This is a genomic window from Psychroserpens algicola, assembly GCF_014526325.1.
Lineage (GTDB): Bacteria > Bacteroidota > Bacteroidia > Flavobacteriales > Flavobacteriaceae > Psychroserpens > Psychroserpens algicola.
The window spans coordinates 242,103-265,526 of sequence record NZ_JACNMJ010000002.1 but is presented as its reverse complement, the minus strand read 5'-3'; the positions used below and the strand labels follow the sequence as shown (position 1 = coordinate 265,526).

Annotated in this window: 18 protein-coding genes; 3 read left to right on the top strand and 15 right to left on the bottom strand. The window is 33.8% G+C overall.

The features are described from left to right. The first annotated feature begins 140 nt into the window (after positions 1 to 140). Positions 141 to 602, top strand: coding sequence for a cold-shock protein (locus H7350_RS07025; protein ID WP_204345188.1), 462 nt, complete (start codon positions 141 to 143; stop codon positions 600 to 602). A gap of 52 nt (positions 603 to 654) precedes the next feature. On the opposite strand, the gene H7350_RS07020 is transcribed toward H7350_RS07025, so the two are convergent. The 3 genes from H7350_RS07020 to aroB form a co-directional block, all read right to left on the bottom strand. After that, the gene (locus H7350_RS07020; RefSeq protein ID WP_204345187.1) at positions 655 to 1,227 is read right to left on the bottom strand and encodes a pseudouridine synthase; all 573 of its coding nucleotides are present in this window, start codon (positions 1,225 to 1,227) and stop codon (positions 655 to 657) included. Between the two features lies 1 nt (position 1,228). After that, positions 1,229 to 3,541 (bottom strand): type IA DNA topoisomerase, encoded by a 2,313-nt coding sequence (locus H7350_RS07015; RefSeq protein WP_204345186.1) that lies wholly within the window; start codon positions 3,539 to 3,541, stop codon positions 1,229 to 1,231. Positions 3,542 to 3,745: 204 nt separating this feature from the next. Beyond that, positions 3,746 to 4,819 carry a 3-dehydroquinate synthase gene (aroB, locus tag H7350_RS07010; protein ID WP_204345185.1) on the bottom strand — a complete coding sequence of 358 codons (1,074 nt, stop codon included), beginning with the start codon at positions 4,817 to 4,819 and terminating at the stop codon, positions 3,746 to 3,748. 89 nt (positions 4,820 to 4,908) lie between these two features. On the opposite strand from aroB, the gene H7350_RS07005 reads away from it, so the two are divergent. Beyond that, positions 4,909 to 6,075: a proline dehydrogenase family protein gene (locus H7350_RS07005; protein ID WP_204345491.1), complete on the top strand. Its 1,167-nt coding sequence runs from the start codon at positions 4,909 to 4,911 to the stop codon at positions 6,073 to 6,075. A 49-nt stretch (positions 6,076 to 6,124) separates the two neighbouring features. On the opposite strand, the gene H7350_RS07000 is transcribed toward H7350_RS07005, so the two are convergent. The 6 genes from H7350_RS07000 to H7350_RS06975 form a co-directional block, all read right to left on the bottom strand. Beyond that, on the bottom strand, positions 6,125 to 8,473 hold the full coding sequence (locus H7350_RS07000; RefSeq protein ID WP_204345184.1) for a GumC family protein: 2,349 nt from the start codon (positions 8,471 to 8,473) through the stop codon (positions 6,125 to 6,127). 22 nt (positions 8,474 to 8,495) lie between these two features. Further along, the gene (locus H7350_RS06995) at positions 8,496 to 9,290 is read right to left on the bottom strand and encodes a polysaccharide biosynthesis/export family protein (protein WP_204345183.1); all 795 of its coding nucleotides are present in this window, start codon (positions 9,288 to 9,290) and stop codon (positions 8,496 to 8,498) included. A 22-nt stretch (positions 9,291 to 9,312) separates the two neighbouring features. Continuing rightward, on the bottom strand, positions 9,313 to 11,205 hold the full coding sequence (locus tag H7350_RS06990; RefSeq protein ID WP_204345182.1) for a polysaccharide biosynthesis protein: 1,893 nt from the start codon (positions 11,203 to 11,205) through the stop codon (positions 9,313 to 9,315). Continuing rightward, on the bottom strand, positions 11,202 to 12,326 hold the full coding sequence (locus tag H7350_RS06985; RefSeq protein WP_204345181.1) for a DegT/DnrJ/EryC1/StrS family aminotransferase: 1,125 nt from the start codon (positions 12,324 to 12,326) through the stop codon (positions 11,202 to 11,204). The genes H7350_RS06990 and H7350_RS06985 overlap by 4 nt, the downstream gene beginning before the upstream one ends. Before the next feature lie 159 nt (positions 12,327 to 12,485). After that, positions 12,486 to 13,400, bottom strand: coding sequence for a hypothetical protein (locus H7350_RS06980; RefSeq protein ID WP_204345180.1), 915 nt, complete (start codon positions 13,398 to 13,400; stop codon positions 12,486 to 12,488). A 5-nt stretch (positions 13,401 to 13,405) separates the two neighbouring features. Further along, positions 13,406 to 14,860 carry an MBOAT family O-acyltransferase gene (locus tag H7350_RS06975; RefSeq protein WP_204345179.1) on the bottom strand — a complete coding sequence of 485 codons (1,455 nt, stop codon included), beginning with the start codon at positions 14,858 to 14,860 and terminating at the stop codon, positions 13,406 to 13,408. 256 nt (positions 14,861 to 15,116) lie between these two features. Between H7350_RS06975 and H7350_RS06970 the strand changes: the two genes are divergently transcribed. Next, positions 15,117 to 16,367, top strand: coding sequence for a GNAT family N-acetyltransferase (locus tag H7350_RS06970; protein WP_204345178.1), 1,251 nt, complete (start codon positions 15,117 to 15,119; stop codon positions 16,365 to 16,367). Here H7350_RS06970 and H7350_RS06965 read toward each other — a convergent pair. From H7350_RS06965 to H7350_RS06940, 6 genes are read right to left on the bottom strand one after another with little or no spacing between them, the layout of a single operon-like run. After that, complete coding sequence (locus H7350_RS06965; RefSeq protein WP_204345177.1) at positions 16,354 to 17,376, bottom strand: ATP-grasp domain-containing protein; 1,023 nt, start codon at positions 17,374 to 17,376, stop codon at positions 16,354 to 16,356. The two genes, H7350_RS06970 and H7350_RS06965, sit on opposite strands and share 14 nt — an antisense overlap. Positions 17,377 to 17,379: 3 nt before the next feature. Next, entirely contained in the window at positions 17,380 to 18,006 is a 627-nt protein-coding gene (locus tag H7350_RS06960; RefSeq protein ID WP_204345176.1) for a sugar transferase, read from the bottom strand. Then, the gene (locus H7350_RS06955) at positions 18,003 to 19,151 is read right to left on the bottom strand and encodes a glycosyltransferase family 4 protein (protein ID WP_235989286.1); all 1,149 of its coding nucleotides are present in this window, start codon (positions 19,149 to 19,151) and stop codon (positions 18,003 to 18,005) included. Before H7350_RS06955 ends, H7350_RS06960 begins: the two co-directional genes overlap by 4 nt. Positions 19,152 to 19,160: 9 nt before the next feature. After that, positions 19,161 to 21,059, bottom strand: a complete 1,899-nt coding sequence (gene asnB, locus H7350_RS06950; protein WP_204345175.1) for an asparagine synthase (glutamine-hydrolyzing) — start codon at positions 21,057 to 21,059, stop codon at positions 19,161 to 19,163. A 2-nt stretch (positions 21,060 to 21,061) separates the two neighbouring features. Then, complete coding sequence (locus H7350_RS06945) at positions 21,062 to 22,222, bottom strand: glycosyltransferase (RefSeq protein WP_204345174.1); 1,161 nt, start codon at positions 22,220 to 22,222, stop codon at positions 21,062 to 21,064. Between the two features lie 46 nt (positions 22,223 to 22,268). After that, positions 22,269 to 23,411 (bottom strand): glycosyltransferase, encoded by a 1,143-nt coding sequence (locus tag H7350_RS06940; protein ID WP_204345173.1) that lies wholly within the window; start codon positions 23,409 to 23,411, stop codon positions 22,269 to 22,271. Between the last annotated feature and the right edge of the window lie 13 nt (positions 23,412 to 23,424).

The window sequence follows — 23,424 nt, the reverse complement described above, 5'->3', positions numbered from 1 at the left end:
ATAGTAACACTATTAATTATGTTTATTTTAACTTTTGATTAACTAATTGTCATATTGATGAATAAATCCAATTATAACCATTATCTTTACAAAGATAGGAGCATGTAGCACCTTATAATTAAAACCTCTTAAGATAAAGAATGGCAAAGTCGCAACAGACATTTAACAAAAGTGAAAAAGAAAAAAAACGTTTAAAGAAGCGCGAAGACAAACGCAAAAAAATGGAAGCGCGTAAGCTTGAAAAAGAAGAAAATGGAGGCGGAGAAAGTATTCCGTTTGCTTACGTAGATCAGTTTGGAAACCTTACAGATACACCACCAGATCCAGCTGATAAAGTCAAGGTAAAGGCTAAAAACATTATTTTGGGTGTGCCTAAAAAAGAAGACATTGAAGAAGAAGAATACGATCCTATTAGAAAAGGAAAGGTATCTTACTTTGATCATTCAAAAGGTTTCGGATTTATTATAGATACTGAAGATCAGGAAAAGTACTTCTGCCATGTTAGTGGTCTAATTGATGAAATTCAGGAAAACGATAAAGTACAATTTGAACTGGAAAAAGGAAACCGTGGGATGAATGCGGTTAGAGTGAAAGTAATCTAGATTTAAGTTTATTGTAGAGATATAGAAGCTGGTGAGAATTCACTGGCTTTTTTTATAGTAAGGTGTCTAATTCTAACGCTTGCCCCATGGATAAACCGTCTAAAGTGATTTTTCCAATTCTAATGCGAACTAATCGCAACGTTGGAAAACCAACCTGAGCGGTCATTTTTCGAACCTGACGAAATTTGCCTTCATTCAAAGTAATCGAAATCCATGATGTTTTTCCATGTCGTTCATCACGAATTCTTTTTGCACGTTCAGGAAAATCAGGATGACATTCTAATTTTATAGCTAAACACGGCTTAGTCTTATACGTTTGACTTTTATGACTAATTTCAACACCTGTTTGTAATTGTAAAAGCGCTTCATCTGTAATCTCACCATCCACTTGTACATAATATTCTTTATCGGTTTTTGAACTGGTGATTTCATAACTTACTTTTCCGTCTGTGGTAAGTAGGAGCAGGCCTTCAGAGTCTTTGTCTAATCTTCCAACTGCCATTGTGCCTTCTGGAAAATTGAATAATTCGCCTAAAAATTTTTTATTGACTTCATGCGTGGCATTGGTTTGAAATTGACTTAAATAGCCATAAGGTTTAAAGAGTTTAAAATGCTGATGTTCCATTTTAAATGTCGCCTTTAAGTATACTGTAAACCAAATCTTTTGTCAGTTGTTTGTCTTTAGCTTTAGAGCGAATTGTATCAAATGACATTCTAAAATCACAACCCGATTTATAAGCGCTACAACCGTATGCAACTTTTCCTTTGATAATGCTTCCTTTTTGGCATTTCGGACAAGTTAATCCGTCTTTTGTTTTTGCTTCGGAAACTTTAGAACCTCCTTTTTTTGCTTCTAAAACCAGAGTAAACTGTCCGTCAAATCGCAACAAACCTTCAGTCGAACCATTATCTGATGTAAAGCCTTTGAGATTGACTGTAGATCCTTTTTTAAGGAGTCTTATATATTGCTTTTCAGATATTTTTTTTCCGTAAACTTTAAATGGCAATACAAAATCACAACCCGACTTAAACTGATTACAACCATAAGCCGATTTTCCTTTGATTAGTTGGCCTTGTTTACATTTAGGACAGGCTTCAGAAGTGATACCAGCAGTTTTGCTTAGCTTAGCTTTAGCCTGCCTTTGGGTAATGACTCTGGCTTGAGAAATGTTAGCGCGTTTGGTTTCGCTTCGGACTTCATAAACCAACTCATCAACCATTTTTTTCATGTTCTTAATAAAGAGACTCGCGCTGTATTCGCCCTTCTCAATATCTTTGAGTTGTTTTTCCCAAAGTCCGGTGAGTTCGGCAGATTTTAGTAATTCATTTTGAATGGTATCAATAAGAGCAATACCAGTAACAGTTGGTAAAATTTGTTTTTTGTTACGCTTGATATACTGACGCTTAAAAAGCGTTTCAATAATATTTGCTCGTGTTGAAGGACGACCGATACCGTTTTCTTTCATAAGATCACGAAGTTCATCATCATCCACTTGTTTGCCTGCAGTTTCCATAGCGCGTAGGAGTGAGGCTTCGGTAAATTGATTTGGCGGTTTCGTCTGTTTTTCTAGAAATGAAGGTTCATGAGGTCCTTTTTCCCCTTTCACAAATGTAGGTAATATGTCTTTTTCCGAAGTTGAAATCGCATCCTTTTTTCCGAATTTAAACACCACTTTCCAGCCGTCTTTTAAAACTTCTTTTCCAGTTGTTTTAAAATTTACATCGTCAGCTTTTCCAATGACTGTAGTATTTGAAACCTCACAATCGGGATAAAACACAGCAATAAAACGTTTTACAATGATATCATAGACTTGTTGCTGATTATATTGTAAATTAATCTGAATTCCTGTCGGAATGATAGCATGATGATCCGTGACTTTTTTATCATTAAAGACTTTAGCCGATTTTTTTATTTTTTTACTCAGAAGTGGTTGTGTTAACTCTGAATAATTGGTCAGTTTTTGCAAGATACCTGGCACTTTTGGATAGATGTCGTTTGGTAAAAATGTGGTATCAACTCTAGGATAGGTTACTACTTTTTGCTCATATAATTTTTGAACAATTTTTAAAGTGTCATCTGCTGAAAATCCAAATTTAGTATTGCAATACACCTGAAGTCCTGTAAGATCAAATAATTTGGGTGCATATTCTTTACCTTTCTTTTTTGTGATTGAAACAATTTCAAAGTCGTGTTCTTTTACTTTATTTGCCAAAACTTCACCATCTTCCATTTTCAGAAAGCGACCCTCCTCATAAGCAAACAAAGTGTCACGATACATGGTTTGTAATTCCCAATAGGGTTGCGGCTGGAAATTTTCAATGTCTTTAAAGCGATTAACAACCATAGCCAGAGTAGGTGTTTGCACACGACCAACAGATAAAACTTGTTTGTAACCACCATGTTTTACTGTGTACAGTCGAGTAGCATTCATACCCAATAACCAATCGCCTATAGCACGTGAAAATCCCGCGTAATAGAGATTGTCATAGCTTTCAGAATCTTTGAGGCTTTCAAATCCTTCTTTTATGGCTTCTGTTGTTAAAGATGAAATCCATAACCGTTGTATTTTGCCTTTATAATTTGCTTGATCCAAAACCCAGCGTTGAATAAGTTCTCCTTCCTGACCAGCATCCCCACAATTAATAACAACTTCAGCTTTGTCGAATAACGATTTGACGATATTAAACTGCTTCTTAATTCCGGAGTTGTCAACCACTTTGGTTTTAAATTTTTCAGGCAGCATTGGCAGGTTGTTTAAATCCCAGCTTTTCCAATACGGTTTATAATCGTTTGGTTCCATGAGCGTACAGAGATGCCCAAACGTATAGGTTACTGCATAGCCATTGCCTTCATAGTAGCCATCATGTTTAGTATTGGCTCCAAGTACTTGCGCGATTTCTCGAGCTACACTAGGTTTTTCGGCAATGCATACCTTCATTTACGAGTAAAAAATTTTGGATTAAACAGACCTGCAAAATAGCAAAATGTAATCGTTTTTTGAAGGAGATTTATACAGAGTTATTAACTAAAACTATTCGTTTTTGAATAACAGAGACGCCTTAGAACAATCTAAGCATGCCTTCGTTACTTTTAAAGCAGAAATCATTGGTCTATAGTGAAATTGATGAGATGTATTTAGTATTTATAGACTGTTGCTGTAATACTCAAAACTCTTTATGATAAGTTCATTGTCAACTAAACAATCAATTTTTGGTTTTCCAATCTCTTCTAACAGTACAAAATTGATATTACCATGCTCATTTTTCTTATCGTATTTTAATAAGTCTATAATGGCATCATAATCTGAATTCTCAATGCTAACAGGTTTATAAATAGAATTAATAGCTTTTGTAATGTACTCTAAATCTCTTTGAGGAAAACTCAATAATTCCGCAGAAATAAAGCACTCGAGGATCATTCCAACAGCTATAGCTTCGCCATGGAGTAACTCGTCTTTATCAGGATGACTTAAAAAATGAGATTCAATAGCATGTCCTAAAGTGTGTCCGAAATTAAGATGCTTTCGTTCTCCGACTTCTAATGGGTCATTTGTGACCACGATTTTTTTTATTTCAACAGACTCATGAATTAGAGCATCCAAATCATTCAGTGTGAGTTGTGATAAGTTAGTTAACCTATCAAAATATGTTCTATCCCGAATAAGGCCATGTTTTAGCATTTCAGCTAATCCAGATTTCATCTGATTTTGAGGTAAAGTGTTTAAATACGACGTATCCACTATGACCATATCACCTGAACTGATAACACCAACTTGATTTTTTAAAGCACCAAGATCAACACCTGTTTTTCCTCCAACAGAAGCATCAACCATAGCTAATAGTGACGTTGGAATATTTATATACTTAATGCCGCGTTTAAAGGTGCAAGCTACAAATCCGCCCAAATCGGTAACCACACCACCACCAAGGTTTAGCATTATACTTTTTCGGTCGGCACCAAGCTCAGACAGAGCATTCCAAACGCCTACACAAGTATCGATAGTTTTATAAGGTTCGCCAGCTTCTATTTCTATAACCTCTATAGCAATTGGAGTTTCTAATCGTGACATAAATTTAGATAGACAATGCTCATGAGTATTGGTATCTACAAGAATGAAAATTTTTGAAAATTTATGCTGTTCTATATAACGGTTAAGTTCGTTGTAAGCCTTGTCATTAAAGTGAATGGCGTATGTATTTGCTACTATTGAATTCATATATTTTTGTAAAGTGGAAAATTAGCGACTTTTAGTAAAATAATACGCATCTAATAATTATTTTTGTCTAATATTTTTAACAAATGGCTATAAATTCACTTTTTGATAATACTGAAGTTGCTTTTGCGCTAAAAAATGACTCAGAGCTCGAACGTGCGTATTTTCTATTTAAGATGATTTCTCACGAACCTTTAGTTCGAATTGGTACTGCTGCAACAAATTTTGCTTTAAAAGCTAAATTACCTGTTGAAGGTTTAATAAGATCTACGGTGTTTGATCACTTCTGTGGAGGTGTAAATGAAGAAGACTGTTTATCTGTTATTGATAAAATGTTTACTAAAGGCGTAAGTTCGGTTTTGGATTATTCGGTAGAAGGAAAAGAAGAAGAGTCAACCTTTGATGAAGCCAGAGATAAGATTTTAAAAATCATCAGATTTGCTGATGAGAAAGAAGCGATGCCAATCGTGGTTTTTAAGCCTACAGGTTTTGGACGCTTTTATTTATATCAGAAAAAAGGTGAAGGTCAATCATTTTCACCTAAGGAACAAGAGGAATGGAACCGTATCGTAGATCGCTTTGATGTCGTTTGTAAGCTTGCCAAGGAAAGAGATGTAGAAGTATTGATTGATGATGAAGAAAGTTGGATGCAAGATGCTGCCGATATGCTTTGTGAAGATATGATGCGTAAGTATAATACTGATAAGCCCATTGTGTATAATACGTTACAAACTTATCGTTGGGATCGACTTGACTATCTGAAAGGAATTCATAAGCGTGCTCAAGATGATAATTTTAAAGTAGGATTTAAGATTGTACGTGGTGCTTATATGGAAAAGGAACGAAAGCGCGCTGAAGAAAAAGGTTATCCGTCTCCAATATGTGAGACTAAGCAGGCTACTGATGAAAACTTCAATACCTGTATGTCCTATATTTTTAAACATCTTAATACCATTTCGCTATTTATTGGAACTCATAATGAGCAAAGCTGTTACATTGCCATGGATATTATGAAAACCTTAGGTATTGATAAAAAAGATAATAATGTCTGGTTTGGACAATTGTATGGTATGAGTGATCATATTAGTTTTAATCTTGCAGCTCAAGGCTATAATGTTGCTAAATATGTGCCTTTCGGACCTGTAAAAGATGTGATGCCTTATTTAATTAGGCGCGCAGAAGAAAATACCTCTGTTGCTGGCCAAACAAGTAGAGAGCTTAATTTGCTTAAACAAGAAAAAAAGCGACGTAAACTTTAAATCAAAAAAAAACCGCAATACTATTAATATTGCGGTTTTTTTATGGTGTTTATTTTTTAAATAGTTGATACCACTTTTTCTTACGTTGCGGATTGTTTCCATAGCCATAACCATAGCCTTTACGCTTAACACTTCCGTTAAGTAGTGTCGTCATATTAGGCAAGCGTTTTTCTTCATACATTGTTTGCGCAATATGAAGTTGTCTTTTGTCAATATTATTTGCACTAACCACATACACAAATATGTCGGCGTGACTACTTATCAATAAGGTGTCTGTAACCAAACCAACTGCAGCTGTATCAACAACGATATAATCGTATTTTTTCTTCACATTATCAAAAAGAAAATTAACACGATCACTCATTAATAATTCTGCTGGGTTAGGAGGTATAGTACCAGATGGAATCACATCTAAAAAGGGATTGTCTTCCATTTTAACCGTTACATCTTCTATGCTTAAACTTTTATCAGAAATAAAATCGGTCAATCCTTTGTCGGCTTTTATTTGAAGATAGTCGTTTACTCTAGGAACTCTAATATCGGTTTCAATTAGTAATACTTTCTGTTCTGAAAAAGAAAAGGAACTTGCCAGATTGGTTGTGGTATGCGATTTTCCTTCCTGAGCAGTTGTTGAAGTCACGAAAATGGTTTTGCAAGCATTTTCATTGCTCTGTAACATAAAATTGATATTCGTTCTAATAATTCTGAATGCTTCAGCTTTAGGAGAATAATCGACCTTGTTTACAACTTTCGATTTAGTATTCGCTTTTGGAATGTCTCCAATAAACGGAGCTTTAATCAAGCGTCTTACATCATCTTTTGTATGCACTTTTGTATCCATAAGATCTTTAGCATATACGTAAGACACAGGAACAATAAGACCTATTAGCAAGGCTGCTAAATAGATCACGTTTTTCTTAGGAGCTACAGGTTCATTATTGGTGTAGGCATAATCGATGACTTTAGCATTAGCTGTTGACATGCCCAAAGTAATTGCTGTTTCTTCACGCTTTTCTAATAGATATAAATATAAGGACTCTTTAATATCCTGTTGACGTTTGATATCTCTAAACTGACGCTCTTTACCTGGAGCCGAATAAATTTGACCTCTAATTCTTGAGTCTTCACGATTAAGGTTTCTTAGCGTAATTTCATTTGCAGATTTAATATTGCTTAAACTCTGATTGAGGTTGTTTTTTAATGCATTAATCTGATCATTAAGTTTAATAACCGTTGGGTTTTTTTCGCTTGAATTTTTAAGAATTCGATCACGTTGCAATACCAGGTCGTTATGACTTTTTGTAATCTGAGCCACATCGCCATCAGCGATACCTATATCTGCAGGAAGTAAATCAGTTTCTACTTTAGGATCGTTTAAACGTTCGCTCATAAATTCTGCCAGTTGCAACTGATTACTTACCTGATTAATCTTTGCATCGGTTTGACGTTCACTTTCTAAAAAGATATTAGACTGTGCAGATAAAGCTGTTAATCGATTATCTTTTTGAAGCTTTTCAGCAGTAAAGTCTACTTGCTCTAATTCATTAGATACCACGTTTAAACGATTGGTAATGAAGTCGGAAGTAGTTTGAACAATTTTTTCTTTGTCTTTAATAACATCAGCATTGTATTTTTCTATAACCTTGTCAAGAATCATACGTGCTTTTTCTTTAATACTCTCTTGAAGTGATAATTTGATCACATTAGATTTGTCGGTTGTACTAATCTTAATTTGCGTTAAATAAGATCCTACAACATCTTGTAGTGGTTTGATGCGAATTTCAAGATTAGAGCCGACTTCAGAGCCATAAGTTCCAATATTTGGTGTTAGTATAAAATCTCCAAAAGATTCGCTTACACGTTCTCCAAAACTGTGTGTCGTCGTTTCTGGGTTACCAAACTCTAATAGTTTATTGGTATTTACCTTTGATAATTCGTATTGCTGTGGAGAAATGATTTTAATAAACAATGACTTCTTGATGTCTTCAACGATTGAATCATTAACAAAAAAGCTAATGTTTACAGGTGGATTAGAGTAGGTTTCAACTTGTTTAACTTTTCCGTTGACAAAATATTTAATATTCAATTTTAAGTCTCTAACGACATCAGTGATTATTGCACGAGACTTGATTACTTCAATTTCATCAGTGACATTTGGTAAGTCGGAAGAAAATATTCCGTTTTGCAAAGATGATATTTCAGCAAGGCTTCTTGAGTTTTCATCTTCCTTTAATTTAATAGTAGCATTTGCCTGATATAAAAATGTGCTATAGCGTACTTTAAGAAAGGCTAAAGCAAAAGCAATAATAAGACATACTAGAATAAGCTTCCATTTAGATGCATATAATTCAACAATGTCTCTAATTGAATTTTCATTTGTAAGTGTATTGTTAGACATAATATAGGGGTGTCTTTTTTATTTATCGGAAAGCAAAAATTGCTACAATTGTTGCTAGAGTAGATACAGCAGAAATTAGTACTCCTGTATTAGGATTATACGTAGATGTTTTGACACGTGTATTGTTTGGTTCGACGTAAATCACATCATTTTGAGATAAGTAATAAACAGGTGAATTTACAACATTAATTGAGGTTAGATCATACTTTGCATATTTCTTTTGCCCATCAACTTCACGAATTAAAAAGATATTGTTTCGTTTTCCGTATATGGTTAAATCTCCTGCCAAACCTAAAGCTTCAGTTAGAGAAACACGCTCATCCTGAATTGTATATGCACCAGGTCTATTCACTTCTCCTAATACTGTGATTGTAAAATTAATAAGCCTGATATTTACAATAAACTCTTTAACATATTCACCAATTTTTTCTTTTAGCATCTTAGTGGCTTCAACTCTGGTTAAGCCGCCAATTTTTATAGTTCCAAGTACAGGGAATTCAATATTACCATCAGGATCTATGAGATAGGTTTGTCTGAGGATATTGGTTTGTGTATTCACACCTCCAGAAGTATCATAGGCAGCTACTGGTAGATTGAATGCCGAAACAGATTCAGCAACTTCAGCAGAAACATCGATAGTTAAAATGTCGTTGGGCTTGTATCTGATTTCAAATTTATTATCTAACTGACTTAAACTTTCGTTTGTAATCGGTTCATCTTGAAAGTAAACAATGTTTTTTCTAGATCCGCAAGACGATAAAACTACTAGTGCAATTACTAAAACTAACTTAGGGATATTGTTAAACTGTTTACGCATAATTATTGTGATTTGGTTAAGTTTATTTTTTTGAATCTAGTACTTCGTATTTCGAATTATTAGAAATGTATTCTGGAATAATGTCTTTAATTAATGATACAATTTCCAGGTTTTGAGATTTAGAATTTATTGCACATAAATTAGAAATTTTTTCACTTATGGCATTTACTTCCAGAGTTTTGGTTTTTGCAATCATAATTTTCTCATGATAGGTCGGACGAGTATTTTCGCCATCGGCTAATAACTCTTCGTATATTTTTTCCCCTGGACGTAACCCAGTAATTCTGATATCGATGTCTTCTGGAAATCTAAGTCCAGATAGAATAATCATATTCTTTGCTAAATCATAAATCTTTACAGATTCGCCCATGTCAAACACAAATATTTCGCCTCCATTTCCCATTGTTGCAGCTTCTAGTACAAGTTGACACGCTTCGGAAATCGTCATAAAATAACGTGTTATCTCTTTATGGGTAACTGTTAATGGTCCTCCGTTTTCTATTTGTTTCTTAAATAATGGAATAACAGAGCCATTAGATCCAAGCACATTTCCGAAGCGGGTTGTGATAAATTTTGTTTGTCCTTTTCCTTGCAGACAATTTACATAAAGTTCTGCTATACGTTTCGTAGCTCCCATGACATTGGTTGGGTTGACAGCTTTATCGGTAGAAATCAGTACAAATTTATTAACACCATGCTTTACTGATAAACTGGCAACATGTCGTGTACCACCAATATTAACACTTACGGCTTCATATGGATTGTTTTCCATTAAAGGCACATGTTTGTAAGCAGCAGCATGAAATACAATTTTTGGTTTATGAAGCTGAAATAGCTGCTCCATACGCCTGTAATCTCTAACATCTGCAACTATAGCGATAAAGTTTTGAATGCCTTTTTGAACGAATTCCTGTTGTAATTCGTATAAGGGTGATTCGGCAGTATCTACTAAAATTAATTTCTTATAGCGGTAGTTTGTTGCTTTTCTTGCAATTTCACTACCAATTGAACCTGCAGCACCTGTGATTAGAATAATTTGATTTTCATATTCATCAACCAAGGCAGGGTTTACGATTGAAATAGGATCACGGCCTAATAAGTCTTCAATATTAACCTCTTTAATTTGTCCGACACTTAAATCTCCATCAATCCAATGTTGAACAGGAGGGACGATTTTTACTTTTAACCCTAATTCAAATAAAAGTCCGGAAATTTGTAAAAGTCTAGAAGATTCAATGTTTTGAACCGAAATGATGACTTCTTCGACTTCTACTTTTTTGATGAAGTCTTCAGTAATTTTATCCAAACTGTAAACACGTAATGTGTTAATTTTTTTACCAATTTTACGCTCATTATCATCAATAAACCCGATAACCACATGACTGTTCTTAGGGTCATTAGTGATGGCATCGTAGGTTATCATTCCCGAACTACCAGCTCCAAAAATCAAAACACGCTTTTGGGTCTTAAAATCCTGCATCAACTTGTTGTACATCGATTTTATAAACAATTTAAAGCCAACAAGGAATAGGATATTAAGTAATAAATGAATATAAATAATAGATCCAGAGATATTGAAAATGCTCTGGTAATTAAATCGTCTACTAAAAAAAGTAGAGATAATTAAAATTGTTGCTAAAATATTAACACCAATAATAATATTAACCACATCTTTAAATCCTGTAAATCTAACAACACCCTTGTAAGATCCTACAAGAATAAAGCTAATTAATGCAGCCAAAAAGACAAACGGTATTTGCTTGAACATGACTACAAAATCAAAGTCTAGTTTGAAATTAAATCGAATAATATACGCTGCAACAAAGGTGAATGCTACGATCATTAAATCGAAAAGCATCACCAACCATTTGGAGGCATATTTATGCGAAATTCTTTGTAGTAGATGTTTAATCATGCTCTAAAATACGTTTTTATTGCTGATGTTACTCTATTTAATTCGTTTTCAGTTAAGTTAGACCCACTTGGCAAACATAAGCCTTTTTCAAATAATTCATCGGAAACACCATTAATATACTGTGGTAAATCCTTAAATATTGGCTGTTGATGCATAGGTTTCCATAACGGACGAGTCTCAATATTTTCCTTTTCTAAAGCCGTTCGTATTCCTTCTCTTATGTCTTCAGAAGGCGTTAAGATGCAAGATAACCATCGATTAGAGTAATAGCCTTCAGGTTCATCTACAAAAGTAAGTTCTTCTATGTTTTTGAAGCTTTCTTTATAAAACGCGTAGTTTTTTCGTCTTGCCAACACCCGATCATCTAAAACTTCCATTTGGCCTCTTCCAATTCCTGCTAACACATTAGACATTCTGTAATTATAACCAATTGAGGCGTGTACATACTCCACAGCTTTTTCTCTGGCTTGAGTTGCTAGGAAAACAGCTTTGTCTCTTTGTTTTGGGTCTTTGGTTATGATGGCGCCACCACCAGAGGTTGTAATAATTTTATTTCCGTTAAATGACAATACCGAAATATCTCCAAAAGTACCACATTTTACATCTTTATAGGTGCTTCCCAAAGCTTCGGCACTATCTTCAAGTACAGGAATGTTATAGGCTTTTGCAATCGCATGAATCGCATTGACATTATAAGGCATTCCGTAGAGATGTACGGCAATGATAGCCTTAGGTTTTTTTCCTTTGCTGATGCGATCTTTGATAGCTATTTCTAATTGTTCAGGGCAAATATTCCATGTGTCTTTTTCACTGTCTACAAAAATTGGTGTAGCACCTTGGTAGGCAATAGGGTTTGCAGAAGCAGAAAAAGTTTTGCTCTGACAAATAACTTCATCACCATGACCAACATTTAATAAAATAAGACCTAAATGAATAGCGGCTGTCCCAGAACTGAGCACAGCTACGTGACTATCTTCGTTCAGATAGTTCTTGATATCACTTTCAAAGCCATTGACATGCGGACCCAAAGGCGCAATCCAGTTCGTTTTGAAAGCATCATTAATATAAGATTGTTCTTTTCCACTCATATGTGGAGATGACAACCAAATTTTTGATTCCATAATCAACCTGTTAAGTAAGTTTATTACTATTCAATATTATTGTCTAGTGAGGGATTTGGGATTAAGCAATTTAATAATTGTAAGTAAATATTGCTATTAAAACCTATTCGTTCAAATTATTACGACAAATAGCAAGTTTTTACGATATACAAGTAAATATTAAAGATTTAATGATTTTAAAGCTTTAGTGATTTGCTTAGAAGCTTCTTCATGACCATAACAGTTCCAATGCGCATCATAACCAAAAGTCCAGTCTTCGCCGTGGTCGTCTAAAAGAACGACTTTAAATCCGTAGGACTCTAAAAGCGCAGCGAGTTCTTTGGTTGCTGTAGGCTTTAAAACTAAGATTTTATCTTCAATAGTATAGTTTGCTGCAACATAGTCAAGAAGTGACCTAAATTCCTTATTGTATTGTTCTAAGTAAGGAATGGCATAAGTGTCTACTTTAGGAACATCATCAGTTTTGTTAAAATTTATTGGAAATCTATTATATAAATAGTACATGAATTTCCAGCTGTATAAGATTTTTTTAGCAAACGGCGCCTTCATTTTCCCATATACAAACTCTTGTTTTTCAGTATTGAATTGAGTGATATCTGATTGCGCTTCTATATTTGAAATACTCTCTTTAATGTTATAATCGTTGAGACAAATTATATGATACTTAGGTTGTAACGAGTCTAAATGCTTTGTGATTTCAAAAGATTCAATAAAGGTAACGCCAGACCTTGCTGCTTCTAAGAAGTTTTGCTTCGGAAAGTTTTGTTTTAAGAAATAAGATTGATGGCATTCATCTGGATTCATCAGGTTTTCAATGAATGAATCACCGACTATAGTAATAAGATTATCAAAGCTGTCTGGTAAAGGACCTGCCCAGCCTCTTTCGTTTACCTGCCATTCATGATCTCCATCGCTCCAGCCACCACTTTGATTAGGAATATATTTTTGAATATGATCTGAAGTAATCGTTCTCTGTGGAATATCTGAAGTTAGCCCAAATACGCGTACAATAATTTCGCCTACGATGAGACCGTAAATTGCATAAAGGGCTAATACTTTGAATAATTTTAACATAGCATCTAAAATTGAAAGTAAATAAAAGCACGTTGCGCGTTATCATCATAAAACACAAACATAGATATAACTATAGCAGTATATATGGCAACACGTACAATTCGGTGTTTAAATTTAAATGGGTTTCTTTCATCTCGTCGAATTAAATATTCATAAATAACGAAAACCAGAATAAGCAGATAATAGGTTGTCATGTTTCCACCTAATGGATGTTCGTAAGGTGTAAATTCGAAATTGGTGAAAATACGATCGATATAAGCGAACGAATCGGTTAAAGTATCTGATCTAAAGAAGATTCTTGAAAACGTTACAATTCCGAAGGTTAGTATAAGCTGACCAAACTCTTTAAGGTTTGGGATTATTGTATTTTGAGCCACTACAGAGTTCTTGTATATCGTATTCCTTCCCATCAAAAATACTGGGATATAAGCTAAAGCATGAAAAGCACCCCAAAAAATAAAGGTCCAGTTAGCACCATGCCAGAAGCCACTAATTAAGAAAATGACACAAATATTACGTACCGATAATAGTTTACTCACTCTAGAACCTCCTAAGGGAATGTAAACATAGTGTCTAAACCATGTTGAAAGGGATACATGCCATCGTTGCCAGTACTCTGCGACATTTCTTGAGAAATTTGGAAATTTGAAGTTCGACATCAGTTCAAAACCAAACAGTTTTGATGTTCCGATAGCAATATCTGAATATCCACTAAAATCGCCATAAACCTGGAAACTAAACATGGTAACTCCTAATATCAAAGTAGAACCCGAATAATCACCATAGTTGGTAAAGATATCATCTACCATTGGAGCTAGAGAATCTGCAATCACAACCTTCTTAAAAAGTCCCCATAGTATCAGGCGAAGACCTTCTTTAGTTTGCTGATATTTAAAGTGTCGTTCAGAAGTAATTTGTGTGAGTAGGTTAGAAGCTCTTTCAATAGGTCCAGCAACTAATTGTGGAAAAAATGCCACAAAGGTCGCAAATGATAAAAAGTCTTTGGTAGGCTTAATTCGTTTGTAATAGATGTCTAACGAATACGACATGGTTTGAAAGGTATAAAACGAAATACCTACAGGTAATATGATATTAAGTGTCCATGAGCTTTTAATCGTATACCCAAACAACTCAGTCATATCCATGAATGAGTCCACAAAGAAATTATAATATTTAAAAAAGCCTAATAGAGATATATTAAATAATACACTTACCCAAAGCCAGGCTTTTTGACGTTTTTTATCTTCAGAATATTTATCAATTAATATTCCAACAAAATAATCTACAACTGTACTACCAATAATAAGAAATAGAAAACGCCAGTCCCATAGACTGTAAAAGAAATAACTTGCTGCTAGTATTAATATGTTTTGTACTCGGAAATTCTTTTTAAAAACGAACCAATAGAGTAAAAATACAACAGGTAAAAATAGAGCAAACTCAAAAGAATTAAACAGCATGAAATTGGTAAGTTAGATTTGGTTAGTTTAAATGAATGCCAAATATTTATTTTTAAGTGTAATAAAAACAAATATATACGATAAAAGGCTAATTTTCACGTTTATGCCTGTATTTGTTAAGTCCTAGGGATTAGTAAATTAGAAATAGTAAAAATAACTATCTAAGGGAGTGTTTTTTACGTCATATAGATGGCAATGTTTACTCAAAAATATTACATTTGCTCCGAATCCTAAAAATACATTTTCAATCAAATTCATGACTCAAAATCCGTTTACATCTTTAACTTTTGAAAGCATTTGGTCAAAGCACTTTAATGATAATAAAGCATTATTGTCGTTTAAATCTATTAATGGCGTCAAGTTTATAAAGTATTCAAGATTTGGTATTTACGTCAATGCAGGAAAGAATTTGACTAAGGGTATTGATTATAGTATCAATTTTGAAGAAACAGATTATAAAGGAAAAACGTTTCTAATTTATGATGTTCCTACTTATTTTGACATAGAACCCTTTCATCCTCCAGAATCCTCAAGTTTGAAATTGAAAAAAATGTTTCAATATCAAGGATTTTTAATGGACATTTCTGACTTTAAGGACAAGGATGATTATATAAATGCTCAGTTTAGTTCTAAAAACAGAAGAGAATTCAGATCCAATCAAAGACGCCTTGAAACCTGTTTTAATATTCGTTATGAATTTATTAACGAGGAAATTTCACAAGCAAAGTTTGATGTGCTTTTTGATCAGTTTCATGCCTTACTTAATGAGCGTTTTGAAGGTAAACAGGTTAATTATCATCACTTAAGTAAAGATAAGTGGGCCTATTATAGTGAGTTGGTTTTTGAAATGCTGAAAGAAAAGAAAGCCTCTCTTCTTATAATTTATAATGAAGATAATCCTATTGGGATTACCTTAAATTTCCATGCAGATAAGGTGCTTTTTGAGACTATAACTGTCTTTAATCCTGATTATTACAAGTTTAGTATCGGAAAAACATCGATTATAAAACTTCTTGAATGGTGTTTTGATCATGGATATCAAATTTCAGATTTCTCAAAAGGAGATTTTGACTATAAACATAAATGGGGAAATTTAGCTTACGATTTTAATTACCATATCCTATACGATTCTAAATCTATACGATCAATTCTTACCTCAAAATATATCGAATATTTTTATATTTTAAAGTTGTATCTGAGGAAGCGAAAAGTGAATGAGCTTTATAGAAAGTATAAGTTTTTAATGTCAAATAAAAAAACAGTAGAAACGTCTCAATATTCGAATGTTAAGGTCTCTTCAATTCAGCAGTTTGAAGCTTCAGATTACGATTTGATTCAATTTGAAAAAGACGATTATAAATTTTTGCGTGTGTGTGTGTTTTCGTTCGCTTTTGCTAACCCTGAAAATATTTCAAACATTAAAGTTTACAAGCATAAAAGTTTAGAAAACACTTATCTTATTTCAGGTACTAAAAAAGCACAGCAAGTGACTTTTAACGTGACTTAATTTCTAACATACGGTCGCATTTTGAAAACAGTTTACCAGCTTTATACTGATTAAACTGTGCTACATTGTTATTCCCTTTTAACCATTCAATATAAACAGCAGCTGTGTTAATTCCTGCTTCATGTGAGAACGGGTAACCTCCTCCAAATCTTGGATTTAACTCTAAGACGTAAAGCTCGTTGTTGGCAATAAAAACGTCACAATCTAAACTTCCGGTGTGCTTGAGATGTTTCGATATCTCTTGTCCGACATCATCAAATCGCTGGTCAATGACAGATCTCGCTTTATCGGTTTCTCCAGAACGCATGTTTACTTTTTCTCTAACAAATGTCCCGTAGTAATTACCTTCAAAATCATTGACGATGTCCATGCCATATTCTGTGCCATTCATTTTTTCCTGAATCAGTATGGCATTATCAAAATCATGTTGACTAACAGTATTGAGAATAGATTTTTTGAGTTTTATCTGCTGGAGTTTAAATGCTAAATCTAATTCTTCTTCAGTTTCAGGGAAATCGATACCAATAGAAGCACTTCCCCAACGTGGTTTAACAACAAGCGGAAAGTCGAGATCACCCTGTTGAATAGCTGATTTTACTTTACTAATCGAGGTATAGGTTTTAGGCGTTTTTAGTCCAATGCTTTTTAGAAAATTAAAAGTTTCAATCTTATCGAATGCAATATCAATAACACGTTCATTAGAAACAATAACTTTCGCTCCGGTTTTTTCTATTTCAGTTTTATGCTTAGAAAGAATAGGAAGTTCAAGATCATTTAGTGATATGACAGCAGTGACACGATGTTCGATAATTATTTTTTTGAGCTCATCGATATAATGGTCACTATAAACACTCGGAACCAAAATTGCTAAATCGGCATCAACCATTGCAGGAGCAGAGGTGCTCATGTCTGCAACAATAATACGACCTTCACCTTTTAAAGCTTCTTTAAAATAATTAATTAGATAATTGCGTCGTCCTGCACAGGTAAAAAGGATATTGATTGCCATGTGTTATTCTTGTTTTTTTTGTTCGGTACCTGTAAAATCAGGTACTATGTCATTTTCAAAACTATAAATGCCATCTTTTTTTATGACTTTATACAAGGTTAAAAATAGAATTTTTATATCTAATAGAAAGCTTAAGTTTTTGACATACCACACATCATATTCAAATTTCTGTTCCCAGCTTATAGCATTTCTGCCATTAACTTGTGCCCAGCCTGTGATACCTGGTTTTATTAAATGGCGTTGTTTTTGAAAATCGTTGTATCTGGGTAAATATCTGACGAGAAGTGGTCGTGGTCCAATCAAACTCATATCTCCTTTGATAACATTGAGTAATTGCGGAATTTCATCTAAGGAATACTTTCTCACAAATATTCCTGCTTTTGTTAAACGTTCTGAAGGCGGCAATAATTCGCCTTTGGCATCAGTTTTATCATTCATTGTCTTAAACTTAATGATTTTAAAGATGCGCTCGTTTTTTCCTGGTCGTTCTTGGTAAAAGAAAGCCTTACCATTATTTTTTATCATTAAAACGAGCCAGGTTACTGCAAAAACAGGAAATAAGAGTATAAAACCAAGACTTGCTGCTATACAATCTAAAAGCCGCTTTATGATGTTTTTATATAGTTTCATTTGTCTAGGCTTTGATAGGTTTTTAAAAGCTCATTCCAAACAAAACTCTGATCGTAACGCTCAATAATTCTTGACCTTGTATGTGCAACCATAGCTTGTCGTTTTTCAGGGTTAGTGATCATAAACTGCATAGCCTCTTCAAGTGCAGTTTCATTTTTTACTGGAATAATTAAGCCGTTAAGTTGATGCTCTATAATTTCATTACAGCCATTAATATTAGAGACAATACAAGGCAATTCCATACAGCTTGCCTGTAGCACAACATTTGGAAATCCTTCCCGATAACTAGGAAAGGTGAGGACATCAGAAATGGCAACATAAGGCCTGATGTCTTTTTGCATTCCTACAGCTAGAATTTGTTTGTTTTCTTTGATAAAGGCTTCTGTTTCTGGTAAAAGCGGATCTAAATGATCTTCTTTGGGACCAACAAGTATTAACTTAGCATCTGACACTTTTGAAGAGAGATTGTTAAACGCATTTACTAATTCGTTAATGCCTTTGCTTTTTACGATTCTTCCGATAAAAATAAAAACAGTATCAGTATCTTGAATGCCTAACTCTTGTTTTAATTGCTGTTGTTTTTCTTCTGAAACTAGAGCACTGTCGTAATGTGTTGTATCAATACCATTTGAACTTCCGTTACCAATGACTTTAAGTTTCGCAGCTTTCGCATATTTATTTTTAATGATTATATCCTTCAATGCCGTAGAATTTGGTAAAATTTGTGTAGCACACGAATATGTAAATTTTTCTACAGTATCTAATAGCTTACGCTTTGAACCTGTTGCTTCTAAAAGCGGCAAGCCTGCAATAGTATGTAATCGATGTGGTACGCCTGCCAGTTTAGCTGCGAGCATTCCCAGAGTTCCTGCTTTTGGTGTATGTGTATGTACAATAAAGGGCTTTTCTTGTTTAAAAAACTTATAGAGCTGGTACGTGGCTTTAAGATCTTTAAAAGGTGTTATGGTTCGCGTCATTTCTACAACATGCGTCTTGATGCCTTCATTTTGTCTCACTTCTTGCAAGGCATCACCATCTCCAGATACTCCAATAACTTCATAGTATTGGCTCATAAAGCGATGCTGTCCTTTTAAGAGTGTTCTTAATGATGACGGAACTGTTGTTATGCGAATAAGTTTCTTCAAGATAATGACTTAGCTTAAATAGGTTTTTGTATACCACTTTTGAAAACAGAAAAATGACCATACTTTAAAGGTGTTGTCTTCTTTTCCGCTGACATGATTATTGACAAGTTTTATGATATGATCGGTATTGAAAATTGCTTGGTTTTTTAGAAAAGTCCTGTCACTATAGCTCAAGAGTTCCTGCTTTAAACCACTTCTTAGCCAATCACCAACTGGGACACCAAATCCTTGTTTTGATTTCTCCAGAAAACCTTCAGGAAACACATCCTTAAAGGCTTCTTTTAAAATGTGCTTTTTGCTCCATTTCTTTAAAAGATACTCTTCAGGTAGGCTCATGGTGAATTCAAATAATTCTCTATTCAGAAAAGGTGCTCTACACTCCAGAGAATTGAGCATACTGGTTCGATCTACTTTAACCAGCATATCGCCTTCTAAACTTAAATGCCTGTCGATGGTTCTAAAATCGTTTAATGACTTTGGATTAGAGATGCCTGTTTTTGTTTTATAATACTGAAATAGATCTTGCTTTTGAAATTCGTCAGACAATAGTGTATTAATGTCGTTAACATCAAAACCCAAGGAAATGATATCCCAATAATAACTATCATTATAGTCGATAGCATTTACCAGTTTATTGAGTTTGTATTTAAATCCTCTACTGTCATCTTTACGCTTTAAAGATGCTGAAGACAATGATTTTATGCCATTGTGAATAAATTTTGGTACAATATTCGTGTAACGGCTGTTTAATTTTCCGATGTAATATTTGTTGTAACCACCAAATACTTCGTCACCACCATCACCCGTTAATGCTACTTTAACGTAGGCTTTGGTTTTATTAGAAACCAAATAGGTTGGGAGCGAGGATGAATCGGCAAAAGGTTCGTCAAAATTTTGAAGAATACTGTCTATATTTTCTCCTAAATCGGATTCGTTGATAATAAACTCATGATGATTACTTCCTATTTGTTTCGCTACAACTCGCGACTTATCAGTTTCATCAAAAGTAGCCTTTTCAAAACCTATGGAAAATGTATCAATTTTTGAATTGCTTATTTCAGATAAACAATATGAAACTACAGAAGAATCGACGCCTCCTGAAAGAAAAGTCCCTAAAGGAACATCTGAAACCGATCTGGATTCTACACTTTTGAAGACACGATCTTTGACTTCAGCTTTAGCTTCATCGAATGATAATTGAGACTTGGCTTTAGGCGTCGTATCATGGATTTGATGGATTGAAAAATCAAAATTTTCTAAATCATATGCGATGTAATTATTAGCTTCTAATTTATGGATGTCTTCATAAATCGTATAAGGCGCAGGAATGTATGTGAGTCTGAAATAAAGATTCAATCCATCTTTGCTAATAGCAGGACGCGTAGGCAACCCATTAAAAATGGATTTTAGCTCTGAAGCCCAGTAAAAACAATCCTTAGTATTTGTATAGTATAGTGGTTTTTCTCCAAAGAAATCCCGAGCAATATATAGTTTGTTGGCCTTATAATCATGTATACTCAAACCGAACATCCCATCAAGCATCGCAAACGAGTCGGTCCCATAGGCTTCATAAAGTTTTAAAATAACCTCTGTGTCACTCGTTGTCGAGAAATTAATGCCTTGCTCTTTTAATTGATGCCTTAGAGTCTGGTAATTGTAAATTTCTCCATTAAAAACAATGCTTATGGATTTGTCTTCAGAGTACATTGGCTGATCTCCCGTACTCAAATCTATAATCGATAAACGACGCATTCCCATTCCAACGGCATAACGTGGATCACTTTTGGTATAGACACCATCATCATCAGGACCGCGATGTATGATCAAGTCGTTCATTTTTGTAAGCGTTTGCTTTACACTATGAGACTCTTGTTCAGATTTGAATATGACACCATTAATTCCGCACATAGTTAGTATTCGTTATCTAATAATAATTTAACTTCTTTATAGATCTCAGGAAGATCGTATTGTTTTGCTTTTTTATACCCTAAATCACTATACTTTTTTCTCATGTCATCATTGTCTTTGAAAAAGGTAATGGCTTTAGTTAATGCAATATTATCATTTACATTAATAAGTATACCATATTTTGCCAGATAAAATTCACCATCGTCTATCGTAACTTCCTCATTATCATTTAAAATTTCCAGCGGGCCAGACATACAGTTTGTAGATATCACTGGAATACCAATAGCCATAGCTTCGAGTAATACATTAGGGAAGCCTTCAGTGATTGATGACAAGACAAAACAATCGCTTTGGAGTAAGTATTCGCCGACATTTTTCACTTTTCCTGGCATGTGAATATCATTGGTAATATGATGTGTCAGAATGTAGTCTTTTAAATCTTGTGTGAGGTTTCCGGTACCCAAAATTGTTAGCGACACATCCGTATCAAGAGTTCTTAACGCATTTAAGATTAACTCTTGATTTTTAGCATGAGAATGACTTCCTACATTTATGATTTTGAAAGGTGCCGAGCCATCATAGCTGTCTTTAAAGGGTTTAGGATGACTAATTTCAATAGGATTGTAAATAACATCCATTGGTATTTTAATCTTGAAATTTTCCTTCAAATCCTCATTGATGTGCACAGAATTTGAAAACAAACGATCGTTCTTATTATAAAAAATCGGATAGAATATTTTAGCCATTTTCATAGCAAAAGTCCCTTGTTTGTACATTTCCGAAGGATAACAACGTTCGCTAATAACAGTATGTGTTTTTTTATGATTTACATAATTAGCTATGATGCTGTTTATAATATTTGGTAAGGCCAGAAAGGACATAGCAATATCAAATTTTTCACGCTTTACAATTTTATAATACTTGTAAATAAACATGACTGTGCTTTTAAGCTTGCTATGAGGCGGCTTATTTTTAAGAATATTAGACTTGCCTAAAACGTGTAATGTTACCTGTTCTGGGATGTCAAATTCAATGTCGTCTGATAGTAATACTAACGTCACATCATAATCATGAACCAAATGCTTTAGCAATAGGCTAATGACGCGTTCTGCGCCACCCATGTTAAGGCTAATTGTTAATATACATATCTTTTTTTTGTTCATTTAAGGGGCTTTTGATGATTTAAAACTATCAAATTGTTTTTAATAATTAGGTGTGTTTTGGTTGAAAGATAAAGTTTGACAATAACTCATTAAAGTTTTTATAGTAGAAACTCTTTCTGGAGGTTTCATTGGCATTTTTTTGAATAGTGTCTAAAAAATCATCATAGTGAGTTATAATGTACTCTAACTTTTCATGCATTTTAGTATTATTATCTGTTGGTACAATAAAACCATTAACTCCATCTTTAATAAAAAGCTTGTTATCGCTTACATCAGTGACTAAAATAGGTTTTCCATGATCTAAATAATCTGAAAGTTTCGTAGAAAAACCATAATTGTTTTGAAGTGTATAGCCGCGAGGAATCACTAATAAGTCTTGTTGATCTAAAAAGGTCGATAATTCTTTAGCATTTAAATTTCCGTAGTATTTTATATTGGTCTTAATATTTAAATCTGTAGCTAGTTTTTCTATCAATACATTCTGGTGTTCCTTTTGAAAATAACCACATAAATTTAAAGTAAAAGCGTAGTTGTTTTTGTGAAGTTCTCCCAGTACTTTAAAAAAGTTGGATAAGTTTTCTTTATTGGGATGAATGCTCCCAGAAAATCCAATGTTAAATGTGTTGTCTCGACTATAAACCAAATTTGAAAACTCTTTTTTAAAATTAGGATTGGTTAAAATAGGAACTCGAATTGTTGATGAATTAAAGCGTTTTCCATAAGCTTCAATGGCAGTAGAAATACAAATTAAACCATCGTAAAAACGTAGGCAGTATTCTAAAGCAGAAAAGACCGTTTTGTAAATAATTTTCTTAATCGAATATTTCGGACGCTTTATACTTATACCGTCATGAAAAGTTGATGTGTATTTTCTAACTTCATTGAGTTCATAAAATACGTTGCACTTTTTTAAAAGTTTCAAATAAAACAGCGCAATAATTTCCAGATAAACCAGAGGAGAAGGGTAGAAGATATAAGCTTGCTCTTTCACTATACTTTTTGAAAACTTGTAAAGGTTCTTGATGAATTTATAAGTTCCAAAAAAGCTATTCGTTATCGTATTATCTTTAAGGATAAATACATTTGGATATACTTCAGTAAATGCATTTTTTTCTATCGGAGACGAACTGCAGGTCAGTAAATACACAGGAGTATCTGTACTAGCAATTGCCTGCGCATAGTAAAGCATACGTGTGACTCCA